This window comes from Flavobacterium sp. FG19, from assembly GCF_057809475.1.
This window is the reverse complement of record NZ_JBMDKA010000017.1, coordinates 26,117-40,873: the sequence shown is the minus strand read 5'-3', so window position 1 is coordinate 40,873 and position 14,757 is coordinate 26,117. Positions and strand designations below refer to the sequence as shown.

10 protein-coding genes are annotated in these 14,757 nt (G+C 37.3%); 4 read left to right on the top strand and 6 right to left on the bottom strand.

The window, feature by feature from the left end; translation table 11 throughout:
* Positions 1-3: 3 nt before the first annotated feature.
* The 5 genes from ACODST_RS17000 to ACODST_RS16980 form a co-directional block, all read right to left on the bottom strand.
* The gene (locus ACODST_RS17000) at positions 4-1,194 is read right to left on the bottom strand and encodes a glycoside hydrolase family 26 protein (RefSeq protein ID WP_488933299.1); all 1,191 of its coding nucleotides are present in this window, start codon (positions 1,192-1,194) and stop codon (positions 4-6) included.
* Positions 1,195-1,211: 17 nt separating this feature from the next.
* On the bottom strand, positions 1,212-2,687 hold the full coding sequence (locus ACODST_RS16995) for a cellulase family glycosylhydrolase (RefSeq protein ID WP_488933298.1): 1,476 nt from the start codon (positions 2,685-2,687) through the stop codon (positions 1,212-1,214).
* 228 nt (positions 2,688-2,915) lie between these two features.
* Complete coding sequence (locus ACODST_RS16990) at positions 2,916-3,854, bottom strand: hypothetical protein (RefSeq protein ID WP_488933297.1); 939 nt, start codon at positions 3,852-3,854, stop codon at positions 2,916-2,918.
* Between the two features lie 17 nt (positions 3,855-3,871).
* On the bottom strand, positions 3,872-5,365 hold the full coding sequence (locus ACODST_RS16985) for a RagB/SusD family nutrient uptake outer membrane protein (RefSeq protein WP_488933296.1): 1,494 nt from the start codon (positions 5,363-5,365) through the stop codon (positions 3,872-3,874).
* 12 nt (positions 5,366-5,377) lie between these two features.
* A complete protein-coding gene (locus tag ACODST_RS16980; protein WP_488933295.1) occupies positions 5,378-8,440 on the bottom strand; it encodes a SusC/RagA family TonB-linked outer membrane protein in 3,063 nt (1,020 codons plus the stop codon).
* Between the two features lie 225 nt (positions 8,441-8,665).
* On the opposite strand from ACODST_RS16980, the gene ACODST_RS16975 reads away from it, so the two are divergent.
* Positions 8,666-9,559 carry an AraC family transcriptional regulator gene (locus ACODST_RS16975; RefSeq protein ID WP_488933294.1) on the top strand — a complete coding sequence of 298 codons (894 nt, stop codon included), beginning with the start codon at positions 8,666-8,668 and terminating at the stop codon, positions 9,557-9,559.
* 156 nt (positions 9,560-9,715) lie between these two features.
* Here ACODST_RS16975 and ACODST_RS16970 read toward each other — a convergent pair whose 3' ends face one another.
* On the bottom strand, positions 9,716-10,363 hold the full coding sequence (locus ACODST_RS16970) for a hypothetical protein (RefSeq protein ID WP_488933293.1): 648 nt from the start codon (positions 10,361-10,363) through the stop codon (positions 9,716-9,718).
* A 508-nt stretch (positions 10,364-10,871) separates the two neighbouring features.
* Between ACODST_RS16970 and gndA the strand changes: the two genes are divergently transcribed.
* From gndA to pgl, 3 genes are read left to right on the top strand one after another with little or no spacing between them, the layout of a single operon-like run.
* Positions 10,872-12,281: an NADP-dependent phosphogluconate dehydrogenase gene (gene gndA, locus ACODST_RS16965; RefSeq protein ID WP_488933292.1), complete on the top strand. Its 1,410-nt coding sequence runs from the start codon at positions 10,872-10,874 to the stop codon at positions 12,279-12,281.
* Positions 12,282-12,311: 30 nt separating this feature from the next.
* The gene (gene zwf, locus ACODST_RS16960) at positions 12,312-13,853 is read left to right on the top strand and encodes a glucose-6-phosphate dehydrogenase (protein WP_488933291.1); all 1,542 of its coding nucleotides are present in this window, start codon (positions 12,312-12,314) and stop codon (positions 13,851-13,853) included.
* Positions 13,834-14,550, top strand: coding sequence for a 6-phosphogluconolactonase (gene pgl, locus ACODST_RS16955; RefSeq protein ID WP_488933290.1), 717 nt, complete (start codon positions 13,834-13,836; stop codon positions 14,548-14,550). The genes zwf and pgl overlap by 20 nt, the downstream gene beginning before the upstream one ends.
* Positions 14,551-14,757: the final 207 nt, after the last annotated feature.

Here is a 14,757-nt window from a genome sequence, read left to right as displayed (position 1 = left end):
TTTTTATTTTACTGTTGTGTTGGCCGCCATAGTATACATATCAGGCAGTTTTTTACTGAAGATCATATTCGGACTTGCATAAAGCAGTTTGAAATTGGCTGCAGAACTATGTCCTTCAAAAGGTGCATAAAAATGCGTTCCTTCATGCAACGGATCATATTTGTTGCGCCACATTACGACCATGCTAACTTTTTTCCCCGTAAGCGGAACTGAAATTTCATTTGTCCAATAGGTATCATAAGGCGCACCGTTTTTCACAATGCCTTCTACTCCTGTTTCAGTTACGCCGCAGGGTTTTAATTTTTGCTGCGAAAGCGTCGCCAGATTTCTAAGATTGGTACTGAAAGCGCTTGTATTAGTTCCGTGATAACTGTCCCAGCCAATAAAGTCCACATAATTGTCACCAGGCCATCTGAACAAGAAACTATCTGCAGTTCCCTGCGAATCCAATTGTGGAGAAATGGCATAAATAAAACTGTGAACCTGCTTTTTATTTTTCAGATAATCAATGGTGTATTTCCATAAATTAATGAATTCTTCCTGCGTTGTCGCGCCCGAACCCCACCAAGACCAGGTTTGTGTATGTTCATGAAACGGACGAAAAATAATCGGAATTACTTTTCCATTCTTGTCTTTTAAATTATTGGCAAAAACAGCCAATTTATCCAGCCAGGAATTGAACTTGATATTAGTTGCACTTCCTTCGGTTAAGATTTCTTTTGCAACGGTATTTTTAGAATTATCCCAACTGTCACCACCCGTTAAAGGATTGTTTAAATGACAACAAGCTGTAATCACTTCGCCTCTTTCTCTGGCTTCTTTTATTACTCTTGCTCTGTCATTATTTAAAGTTGATGTTGTACTTCTGTCATCCATAATTTCAGCAAAATCAACGCTGAAAACGGCTGGATAATCACCACAGACCTCTTTAATATCTGAACGTCCGGCTTGTGTCATCCAGTTTCTTCCGTATAATAAATCGTCGTGATGACCAAACATGGTTCCCTTTTCCTGAATTCTCCATAAGTTCGAATAAAGCGCTTTGGTTTCGGCAGTTGCATTTGGATCGCTCAGCTTTAATTCTACCGAAGTTGGAACTTCGGGTTCATTTCCGCCTGAATCCTTTTTATCATCAGAAGAACATCCAATACAGGACAAACTCATGGCAATCAGAATTGTATATAATGATTTCATTGTTTTCTTTTTTAAGGTTAATAATCGAAATTGGTTAGAACCAAAAGTCCTTCTGCAGGAATTGTTTCCGTTGTTTTTTGGCTTAAATCCAAAGTGAGATTGGTTTCATTTGGAAGCAGAATATGATCGCCTTCGAGTTTTAATTTACCTTTGGCGTAAACAAACTTTTTAACCTGATTTAAAACAGGTAAGTCTTTTGAAGTCAGGTTTATTTTTAAATCTTTTGAAAAAACATTGACAATGGCAATCATGCTTTTTCCGTCTTTTGTAACCGAAATCGCTTTTAAGTTTGGATTTCCATCAACCGAAACTTTATGAACCTGAGATCCCGAAGGCATATATTTTGTCAATAAAGACCAGGAATAAAACCAAGGGCGGACTTTCTCTTCTTCTTCTCCAAAATATTCATCTCCAAGAATGTTCCAGAACCCCCAGACTTTGAGTTTGTTTTTTTGTTCTTTAGCGTGCATCGCATCATCCAGCATCCAGGCAACGGAACCCGAATAACCTGCGTTAATGGTTTGGATTAAAGCATCGGTCATATCAGAACCATAGACATAATCATAAACAAACATTTGAGAATCTTCGACAGAAGCATACGGTTTTGCTTTTGCCCTTGCGATATTTTCATTCAATAAAGCTTCATCTTGTTTTTCGACAAACTTGAATCCGATTTCGCCCATTACTATTGGTTTCCCAGCAGGAACAGCATCTTTATACGCTTTTAAAATAGAAGTATATTCGCCGGAATTAACCGTAATTTTTGACGGATACGTATGAATATCGTAAACGCCAATGGCATGATCCAGATCTCGAACCGAGTTGGAAATCCAGTCTACTTTATCGGCTTTCCAAATGGCAATATCCGGTCCTAATAAAGAAACTTTTTGATCGATATTTAAAGCTTTTAACTCGGACCAAAAATAACTTGCCGCATTTTTCCAAAGCTCGTAATTTTCATCTGTTGAAGACCAGAATCCGTTAGGTTCATTAATCATATTGTAATAATGAATACAGGAAAAGCCTTTTTGGTTTACCAGAAAATCAAGATATTTTGCTGCTAATTTTAGATTATTTTCTGAGATGGTATTGGTTTTACTGTTCACCATTCTGTCTCCCCAGTCCCCTAAAACTACTTTTACATTACGGGACTGGCAGTATTCCAAAATTGGGGCAATGTTTTCGTAATTTTTTGTCTCGTTTAGCACGCCGTTTTCAATCACCGACGTGGTATTGATCATGACTCTTATGAATTGGGGTTTCATAAAGTCAAGACGGGAATAGAGTTTCTGCCAGTCTTCCGAAGAAATTTTCAATTGTTTTTCACCATAATCTAACTGGTACGGATCCCACTGGACTCCGTTACCAATGTAATTTGGGTTTATAATGGCTGTGCTATCAACAGCAACAGTTGCATCGGGCAAAGCCGAGCAACTGATTACTGTTGTCACTAACCAAAATGATACTATAATTTTAGAAACTGTTTGTCTCATAAAAAGTTTTATGACATTTATACTTTATTAACCCGTTGGGTGTAATTCATGTTTTTTTATTCAACACATAGAAACATAGATTTTATTTCTAGAAAAGAAGCTAAAAAGAAACTAGTTTCTAACACATAGCTAACTATGTTTATTTAAAACAAGTGAAACGCCTTTTTTGCACCTTCTAAATCTATGTCTCTATGTGTTTAAATTAATTTCACCCAACGGGTTACTTTATTATTTTTTGGTTACGTCAATCCAGAAACGTCTTGGCTTTTTAACGAATTTGTCGTAATCCGTATAAATTTTATCCCAATCGTCAGTACCGTTTAAGTTGAAAGCAAATGCATTGTGTACAATGGTTTTTGTGCTTCCGTTTCCAAGATTTTCCGTTCCTGCATTCTCAAAAGTTCCCACTTTGGTCGTTCCGTCAGCAAAAGTGAAAGTGATCGTTCCCGTCGCATAATTTCTCAGCCATTTTCCTTCTCCTGCGGGAATTTGTCGGTAGAATTTTTTAACATCAGTTACAGGTGTTCCAACGAATACAAAGTCCGCATATTTACCGTCGGCACCGGCTGTGTTGGTTACCGTTCCGTACGTATTTCCATCTTCGGTAATTCCATCCATTTCAAAAATCAGCTGATTGTCTAATTCTTTGTCCGGTCCTTCTGTTGCTGACCAAATCCAGGGTTTATCGGTCATGGCTAAAACGGCTCCTCCGCCATATTCCGGGCCAGTTCCTCCGTACACAATTAAATTGTCAATATCATAAGTTCCAACAAGAGATTCTCTAAACGAACTTGCCGTAACAGTATATTTTCTTGATTTTCCTGTTGGAGAAGTTACTGTCAGTTCTGCGCTGTTCTGCGCATTTTCAAAATTTAATGCTTCGCCTTCTTTTACAGATGATTTTGCACCGTAAGACAATACGATTTCTTTAATCACAATGCTGCTCAAATTAGGAACGGCATCTACATTAATCGCTAAGTTGATTGTTCCGGTTTGATCGTCTACACGAACAACCTGTGCGTTCCCTACCTGATTTTCAAATTTGATTTCCAGAACATTTCGTTCATTGTTCCAGTTTCCTTCTTCAATATCTTCTAAAGGATCTTTTTGACAGCTTGTCTGCATCAAAGCAATAGAAGCAAACAAGACGTATAGTATTTTTTTCATAATTTTATTTTTAAGAATTATAAACCTGTGTTTAAATCTATTTCTGTCTGTGGTATTGGATAAAACGCTGCCTGTTCTGCTGTAATTCCGGCAGCTTCAGGAACAACCTGAGCAACTCTGTTGAAACGACGCAAATCATACAAACGGTTTCCTTCAAAAGCCAGCTCTAAGGCACGTTCATTCCAAACTGCTAATCTGAAATTCTCCAGACTTAAACCCGGAGCCAGATTACCTAAACCAGCCCTGTTTCTAATTTGATTGACTAAAGCATAACCTTGTGTCGTTGGGCCAACTGCTTCGGCGTAAGTTAAAGCCACTTCGCTGTAGCGAATTAAAAATGGTTTTGTGCTGGTTTTATCTCCAATGAAGTTTGGGTCAATGTATTTTCGTGTAAACGGATATACAATTTTCCCAGGATATTGCGCAGAAACTACACCTGAAGCATCATAAGTAGTGGTTACAAATAAGTCTGTTTTTCTTTTATCTGCATTATCAAAACTGTTGTAGAAACCAGTCAAAGTCTGGAAAACGCTCCAACCATCATGTGATTTTGAAAAAGTATTATCAGGGTTTTTCAAATAAATGGTTGCTCCGTCGATATACGGAATAAACAATTTTGAAATTTTAGAATAATCCCCTTCCGTTGCTCCTGTTCTGTCCATTGAAAGCAAAAAGATATTTTCTTTTCCTAATGGCTTTTCAACATCATAAATCGTTAACAGATTATTTTCGAAACCGTAAACACTTTGTCCTGTAATCACATCATTGGAGTATTTTGCTGCCTGCTGATACATCGTTGCAACATCTTTAGTCATTGCTGTGTATTCAGGCACATTATGCTCTTTTGACGAAGCGATATACAGATACACTTTTGCCAATAAGGCCTGTGCGGCCACTTTATCAGCACGACCCAAAGCCTGGTTTATTTTTAATAATTCAATTGCTTTTTCGGAATCGGCAATAATAAAATCATAAACTTCATCTAAGTTTTTTGCCATAGGGGCAGCGGTTTGACTTACGGTTTCTACCACAGAAGTATGCATAGGAACACGTCCGAAGTTTTTAACGAGATTGAAATAATTCCATGCTCTTAAAAAATACGCTTCACCAAGAAATTTATCTTTTAACTCCTGATCAAATTTCCCGTCCGGAACATTTTTTATTACAGCATTTGCTCTGTTAATAGCGATATAGGCATATTTAAAATAATTCCCCAGCATTCGGTTGGTATTAAAAGTGCTTACCTGCCATTTATCTAAATTTTGGTTATCGGCCGTTTCATCGCCTTTTGGTCCGCATTCTTCTGTTGGAAGATCGCCTACATAAAATATCGCTCTTGAATATTCTAAGAAAGTCAAAGCATCGTAAGCATAATCTACAGCTGATTCGGCATCAGAAGCAGTTTTATAGAAGTTTTCTTCCGAGTAAAATCCGTAAGGTTCTTCATTTAAGTCACAAGCAAAGGCGCTCATAATAAGAGCCATTGTAAGTATTTTATATCTTGATTTCATTTTGATACTGTTTTAAAAAGTTAAGTCTAATCCTAAAGTCCATCTGCTCAGTCTAGGGTAACCGCCCCAGTAAATTCCGTCTGTTCCTACTTCAGGATCGTAACCGTCAAATTTGGTAAACGTGTATAAATTGCTTGCATTCAGATACAATCTCACACTTTGAAAAGCACTTTTTGAAGGTTTTAAAGTATACCCCAAAGTCACATTCTGGATTCGCACAAAAGATCCGTCTTTAACCCACCAGTCAGAGAATTTTACAGTTCTACCGTCTCTTAAACTTGGGTAATCATTTGTTGGATTATCCAAAGTCCATCGCAAAGGCTGATTGCTTGGCTGATTGAAAGCCTGCGTATCCAAAACATCCTGTCCGAAAAATCCATTCAAAAACACGCTGAAATCAAGCTGTTTGTATTTTACGCTTAAGTTTAAACTCGCCATAAAATCAGGATTTGGGTTTCCAATTATAGTTTGGTCTTTGGTATCAACCACACCATCTCCGTTAATATCTACATATTTGAATTGTCCTGCCTGCGCCAATTGTCCGTCTAAACCTGCATTGATTCCTTCCTGTAAATTCTGAACTATTCCGTTTGTTTTATAGCCGTAGAAAACATTTACCGGCTGACCAATCGCCAATAAATTCGGGAATTGTCTGAACTGCTCCAAGCTGTTCCCGGAATATTCGTACTGCATTCCTGTATTTGGATCGACATTTAAACCGGATTGTTCTACAGAACCAAGACTCACGATTTCATTTTTATTTTTAGAATAAACGGCCTGAGCACTAATGGTCCAATCCTGATTTTTGAAAATTTCTCCGTCAAGCGAAAGTTCAAATCCTTTGTTTGTCAATTCTCCATCGTTTACCCAGATTCTGTCATAACCGGATGAAGGCGTCAGGATTCTTTCTCTTAAAAGATCTTTGGTTCGTTTATTATAATAGTCAAAAACAATATGAAGGCGGTTTTTCAAAATAGACATATCAACCCCAAAATCACTTTGAGCGGTTGTTTCCCATTTTAAATCCGGATTCGGAATTCCTCCCCAAAGTTTTTCGATTCCGTCTTGTCCGGTTGTGCCTACCACATATCCAGGTCCAATTGCTGAAACCCAGCTTCCGTTATCATAATACTGACTCACGCCATAACGGCTTAATGTCTGATAGGGATTAATTCCCTGATTTCCTGAAATACCATAACTGGCACGGAATTTCAGTTCGTCAAAAAACTTTAAATTCTTAATAAACTCTTCATTGTGCGCTTTCCAGCTTAAAGCTCCCGAAGGGAAATACGCCCATTGATTGTTTTTACCAAATTTGGAAGAACCATCTGCACGGGCTGTAACTGTCACAAGGTATTTATCATTGTAACCATAATTCAGTCTGAAAATTCCGGATACTAATTTGGTCTGTACTTTTCCGTTAGAAACCGTATTTCTTTCCGGATTTCCGGCACTCATATTTTCGTTTCCAAGTGTTTCATTCACAAAATCAAATGCACCCAATCCTGAACTTCTGGATACATAACTTTCATACGTATAACCACCTGTAACACCTAAATCATGTTTCCCGAACGTTTTGTTGTAATTGGCAAAAGTCTCCGAAACAAAATTCTGTCCTTCCCAATTGTTGATATATCCAGCTCCGTTATTAAAATCTCCGGTTTCTGTATATTTACTTGGATAATATCGGTCGTTAACCGATGATCCATATTTATAATTTAGTCTCGAAGTCAATCTTAAAGAAGGGATAATCTGCCATTCTAAAGAAGCGGAACTAATTACATCAATCGTTTTAATTTCATTTTGACGAAGATTTGTAATCGCAACAGGATGCGTGTAATCGTTCTGGCCAATCATATAATAATCACCATTGGCATCGTAAATTGGGAAAATAGGATTTCTCCAATACGCCAAACCTCCGTTTGCATCTCTTTTTCCTTTGCTTACGATATTAGAGAATCTTACAGTAAAATTGTCAAAAACATCATGTTTGATTCGAAGGTTGTAACCGCCTTTGCTGTAACCGTCTTTTACAAAAACACCCTGCTCACTGTAATAATTCCCGCTTAAGTTGAAACTGGTTTTATCTGTTCCACTGTTTACGCTCACAATAGTATTGTTTCCCAAAGGCATATCCCTGAAAGTCACATCATCCCATTTGGTAAAATAAGGCCATGATCCCGACTGTAATTCCTGAATTGACGGATAATAAACGCCATTCGAATTATTAGCACCAATATAAAGCGGTGTCTGTCCGCCGTTAATTCGGCCTTCATTGCTTAACTGCGCCATTAAAACAGGATCTCTCCATAAATTCAATTTTGAATTAAATGCAGAAACGCTTGACTGCTGCTGTACTAAAATCTGCGTTTTTCCTTTTTTAGCTGATTTAGTTGTAATAATGATAACTCCGTTTGCTCCTCTGGAACCATATATGGCAGAAGCTGAAGCATCTTTTAATACATCCACTTTTTCGATATCAGCAACGTTTACCTGTTTTAAATCACCGGCATCTCCAAGCGGAAAGCCGTCTAATACCACAAGCGGTGCATTAGAACCTCGAAGAGAACTTCCTCCTCTGATTCTAACTGTCGAAGTCGAACCTGGGTCTTGAGAAGTTGTGACCTGAAGACCAGCTACACGACCTTGTAAAACCTGTTCTACTGAATTGGAAGGAATATCTTCAAGTACTTTGGTTTTAATGGTACTTACAGAACCGGTAAGATCTGCCTTTTTAACCGAGCCGTATCCAATAACGACTACTTCTTTCAGGTTCTGTGAAGCTGCTTTTAAAACAACATTTAAATTTGTTTTGCCTGCCGCAGAAATCTTTTGGGTATCAAAACCCATAAAAGAAAAAGATAAAACTGCGTTTGCAGGAGCATTGATTTCAAATTTTCCGTCAAAATCTGTAGAGGTACTTTTAGCAGAACCTTCTACTGTAATATTTACTCCGGGTATTGTGAGACCGGTTTCGTCTGCCACGGTACCTTTAATTATATTCTGACTGTAAGCTGCAAATGTGCTAACAAGCAGCATACAGAAAAGTAAACTTTTTGTCCATTTTTTTTTCATTGTTTGATTGGTTAAAGATTAGTTAATAGTTTCAGGACAAATTAACTACTTCGTTTTCGTAACGGTTTTGTAAATACCATCAAATAATAATACTTTCATGAATTATAAATAATACTTTCAATAAAAAACATAGTCTTTATATGAATAAATTATTTTTTAAACCTCAAATAATTACGTATAACAGAAAAATATTATTTATTTTTGACCAAGTTTATTATTCACCTAATGAAATCAAGTAATACTATTATGAACGAAAAACGCAATATACTAAGAGAATTAGTACCTATTTCAGACGATGACTTCTTTATCGTATTAAATCATATGCAGGCTAAATTCGATTTTCCGCTGCATTTTCATCCTGAGATAGAATTAAACCTGGTTTTGAATTCATCAGGAAAAAGAATTATTGGAGACTCAGTTGTAGAATATACTGATTGTGATCTGGCATTAATTGGCCCTAATACACCACACTTATGGACGGGAATAAAGGACAACAACGATGCTCATGTAGTTACAATACAGTTTCACGAAGATTTGTTTTCGGAAAAAACCTTAAACAGAAAACTGGCTATCCCGATCAGGGAATTATTGGAAAGATCCAAAAGAGGAATTGCTTTTTCTAAAGAAACCATCGAAGCACTGAAACCAAAAATCCTGCAGTTATCAGATTCACAGGATTTTAATTCGTTACTTGATTTTTTATCTATTCTGCATGATTTAGCGATTGCCAAAAACACAAAAAGTCTTGCCTCTCATTCTTATGTAGATTATTACAGTTTTTCTGAAAGTCAGCGAATAGAAAAGGTAAATGATTTTATTAAAGACAATCTTCAAAATAAAATTCAATTAAAAGAAGTGGCCGATTTGGTCAATATGTCGGAATCCGCCTTTAGTCATTATTTCAAAAAATGCACCAACAGCTCTTTCTCAGATTATGTAACCGATCTGCGACTTGGCCTTGCTGCCAGATTATTATTTGAGTCGGAACAATCTATTAAAGAAATCTGTTATGACAGTGGCTTTAATAATATTTCAAACTTCAACCGGACTTTTAAACGTAAAATGGGTTTTACACCAAGTGAATTTAGGGATCAGAGTAAATTGATCACGAAGCATTAAAAAAAGGTAATGTGGGGTTATAAGCACCTACAAACTTACTTGTATCTGCTGTCTGCTAAAATTTGCAAAAAAACTATAAATAAAACTTTACAGCCTTTTTGCAAAAAAGTCTCATCTGACAGATCAGAAAGAAAACTCAAAAAACACGTTTCTGATTTACCTGCCGTCCCATTTAGTAATCTTTTTATAAATCTCCTGGCACTTTTCAATGATCTGCCCCCTGCTGTATTCAGGATTTTCAGCCATTACAGCATAATAATAAACGGATATAAAATCATTTAAACCCATACGCCCCATATCTACAACTGACCTGTACAAAACAAAAGCGGTTACTTTATCGCATTTGTTTTTCAATACTTCTGAATTCACTTTTTTTGCCCAGCCTCTAAAATCAAATCGTATTATTAAATCGCCTTCAAGAATTACAAAATATCTCCAAAATTGCTCCTCAACACCAGATTTTTTTAAAAGATCGGCAATAAATCCCGATACAATTTTTTCACAAGCCGCTTTTGCATTGGCCTCGACAAATCCATTAAGTGCATCACTGACAGCCAAACTAATATTTTTTTCTTCCTCTTTTGTATAAGCTCTAAAATCATATATAAACGACTGAATACTGCTTACAGGCACCACTCTATACATAATATCTTTCACATCATTTAGAGTTCTGCGAATATCCACTTCATAAAAATCACATTTTGATTTTCCCAAAGCCGCAAGTGTTTCTAAATGTGCCTGACATTCTTTTTTCTGTTCATCAGAGAGATCCTCCTTAATTAAGGCTGATGTTATTTTTGCCATAAGTTTTTTTTAAAATTATTCCCAATTCAAAATAAAGGATAAACAAAGAAATCCTTACAGGTATAAATACTGGAATAAATTCTAACGAATACAATCAGTTGTTTTTTTTTCAATTGGAGATTACTTTGCTTCTGTTTCATAAAATATTCATTTGTAAAATTTTAAACTTTCCCACAGCTTTTAAGTCCGCATATCCGTAAAGCAGGAAAAATCCCATTGAAAAAAAACTGTAAAAAACACTTCCCTCAATTATAACGATATAGTTCAGAAACAACCTTGTAAGTGTATTTTTAACACCTAAAAAAGTATCACAATAAACCCTTAAAACGGACTATTTTACACCTCCATTTTCATCATTTTTCTCTAACTTAGCGCTCAAAATCTTAAAGTATAAGATTTAAATAAACTTCGTTTTTCTGTAAAAAACTGAATAAAAAAGTGTTACTTATTTTTTTCTTACATTTTCTCAGAAAAACATTCTTCTAATAATTTTAGTTAATTGAAAACTATGAGCAAATTTGATTTTGGAATTGTAGGACTCGGTGTAATGGGCCGTAACTTACTTTTAAATATCGCCAGCCATAACTTTGCGGCTGCAGGTTTAGACTTAGACACCGAAAAAGTTAACTCTCTTCAACAAGAAGCCGATGCCAGTCACAATGTTGAAGCTACGACAGATGTAAAACATTTTGTAGAGCTTATTCAGCAGCCAAGAGCCATTATGTTATTGGTTCCTGCCGGAAAACCGGTTGACAGCGCTATTGCCAGCTTACTGCCTCACTTAGATAAAGGAGACATTATAATCGACGGTGGAAACACTTATTTTACAGATACCGACAGAAGATTCCTGGAATTGTCTGAAAAAGGAATCCATTTTTTCGGAATGGGAATTTCAGGTGGTGAAAAAGGAGCCCGTTTCGGTCCTGCTATGATGCCGGGAGGTGATCAGAAAGCCTATGAAAGACTGCGTCCAATTTTTGAAGCGATTGCTGCCAAAGTTGAAGGTGAACCTTGTGTAGAATATCTTGGAAACGGTTCTGCAGGTAACTATGTAAAAATGGTACATAACGGAATCGAATACGGAATCATGCAGTTGATTTCTGAGATTTATGACTTAATGAAAAGAGGTTATAAACTGGACGATGCAACGATTCAGAAAACTTTTGAGGAATGGAACCAGACGGATGATTTGAGATCTTACCTGATTGAAATCACCGGAAAAATTTTAAAACAACAAGACGAAGACGGAAGCCTTCTGATCCATAAAATTTCGGATTGGGCAAAATCAAAAGGAACAGGAAAATGGACTTCACAAAACGCAATGGATCTGCAAGTTCCCGTACCCACTATCGATGCAGCGGTGAACATGCGCGATATGTCGAAGACCAAACCGGAAAGAATTGAAGCTGCTGATAAATTAGTCTGGAATGCCAATACTGCTGATGTGAATACAAACGAAGCTATTGCGGCTTTAAAATCAGCTTTATATTTTTCTATTGTGGTTACTTATGCACAGGGATTAGCACAGCTTCATACGGCTTCCAAAGAATACAACTACGGATTAAATCTCGAAACGGTGGCTAAAATCTGGCGCGGCGGCTGTATTATTCGTGCGACTATTTTAGAAGATTTCAGAAAAGCATATGTGGCAAAATCAGATTTACCCAACTTATTGCTGGATAACGGAATTGCTTCAAAATTAACAGAAAACCAGGCAGGAATGCGCGCTGTGATTCAGTTTGCGGTTCAAAAAGGACTTCCGGTATCAGGATTAATGAACTCGTTAGCGTATTTTGATGCTTACCGATCTGCAAATTTACCAACCAATCTGATTCAGGCACAACGGGATTTCTTTGGTGCACATACTTACGAACGTATTGATACTACCGGCGTTTTCCATACACAATGGGCTGAATAACAACTTAAAGCAACACAACTAAACTACACAATGACTAAAAATAAACTAAAGAATCCAACAATCATTGTTATTTTTGGAGGAACCGGAGACCTGGCAAAGAGAAAACTCTTTCCCGCTTTTCAGAATCTGTACCTTGACGGACGTTTGTCTGAAAAGTTCCAGATTATCGCTCTTGGAAGAGCTGAAAAAACCAATGAAGATTTTCGCAGTTATGTTTTAGAAAATCTAAATCTTTTTTCAAGAAAAAAAGGAATTAATGATCCTGAGACTGAAAAGTTTCTTTCACATATCACGTACCACAGTCTTGACATTGACAAAGAAGAATCGTACGTTGGATTAAACGATAAAATCAACAATCTGGATACTTCATTTGGAGAACGTGCGAATCGTCTTTTCTATCTGTCGATTACCCCTTCTTTTATCTCGACCATTTCGAGTAATATCAAGAAAATTGGTCTTGCGGCCAATCCAAAACAGGATCGTATCATTATTGAAAAACCATTTGGTTACGATAAAACTTCGGCGATTGAACTAAACGAAATGCTTTCGCAGACATTTAAAGAAGAGCAGATTTACCGAATCGATCATTATTTAGGAAAAGAAACAGTACAAAACATTCTGGCTTTCCGTTTTGGAAATTCAATGTTTGAACCTTTGTGGAGCCGCAATTTTATTGATTTTGTTCAGATTACGGTAGCAGAAGAAGTAGGCGTTGAAGAACGCGGCGGATTCTATGAAGGTGTCGGCGCTTTAAAAGATATGATTCAGAACCATTTGTTCCAGATTTTATGTATGACGGCTATGGAAGCACCTGCTTCGTTAGCGGCAGACGATATCCGAAATCGTAAAGCAGATGTTTTAAAATCAATTCGTCGTATCAAACCGGACGAAGTGGATCATTATATTGTAAGAGGCCAGTACGATGCGGGAGCGATCAACGGTAAACCGGTTCCGGGATACCGCGAAGACAAAGGTATTGCACCGGATTCGAATACCGAAACGTATGTAGCCATGAAAATTTATCTGGACAACTGGAGATGGCAGGGGATTCCGTTTTACCTGCGTTCCGGAAAAAGAATGGAAGAAAAACAATCTTCTATTATTATCCAGTTTAAACCGGTTCCCCACTCTGCATTTTCGTATGGTAAAGGCGGCATGACTCCTAACCGACTGATTATTAACATTCAGCCTGCAATGGACATTAAACTGCAGTTCATGACTAAAAAACCTGGTTTGTCTATGTCTTTAAGACCAGCCGAAATGGTTTTTGATTATTTTGCCTGCTCCACGATGTCACCGGAAGCTTATGAAACTTTACTGGCAGATGCTCTGGCAGGAGATCCTACCCTGTTTATGCGCTGGGATCAGGTAGAAGAAGCCTGGGACGCGATCGACACCATTCAGCAGGTATGGAAAAATACGGTTCCGACTAATTTTCCTAATTACAAAGCCGGAAGCTGGGGACCTGAAGAAGCCGACGAATTACTGGCACGTCAGGGGCATGCCTGGATTCCGAACACACAAAACGTTAAAAAAGAAGAAGAAATTTTAAATGGTACAGATATACAATAACACGGACGAAATTAATACTAAAGCAGCAGACCTTTTTACAGAATCGGCTCAGAAAGCTATTGCTGCAAAAGGCCAGTTTACTGCTGTTCTTACAGGAGGTTCTTCTCCGGCAGGCATCTATAAATTATTAGCTTCTGATGCTTATCAAAGTAAAATTGACTGGAGCAAAGTATTTATTTTCTGGGGCGACGAGCGCTGGGTACCGCTTAACGATGATTTGAGCAACGCTAAAATGTCGTATGCAACTTTATTAAGCCACGTTCCTATTCCGCAGGAAAACATATTCGAAATGTATAAAGACGGTGTCACTCCGGAAGATTATGCAGTGGAATATGAAAAATCTGTTCGAAAAGTGTTAGGCGACGAAGGAAAATTTGACCTTATTTTATTAGGAATGGGCGATGACGGACATACGGCTTCCCTGTTTCCGGGTCAAACAGTACTAAATGAGGAAACTAAATGGGTTGATGCCTATTATCTGGAACCTCAAAAAATGTATCGTATTACGCTTACGGCGCCGCTTATTAATAAGGCGGAAAAAATTGTAGTGGTAGCCTTTGGAGAAAAGAAAATTCACGCTTTAAAAGAAGTCACTACCGGAGCCTACAACCCGGCTTTATACCCTATGCAGTTAATTAAACCGGTTTCGGGTGAATTATTGTTTCTGGTAGATAAAGTAGCCGCAGGAACCAATTAAGAAATTTTCTAAAACTCATCAATAAAGGGCTGTTTCAAAAGAGAAACGGCCCTTTTTGTTTGCTGCTTATTAACCAGCATTCCAAGAACTATAGAAATCCGGAAGATCAAAATCTATAGTATCCATAAAATCCGCAAAAAGAATACAAAGACCCCGAATTCGTTTTATTCCGTTACTGCTTTCTTATAAGACCTTTACACCATTAAT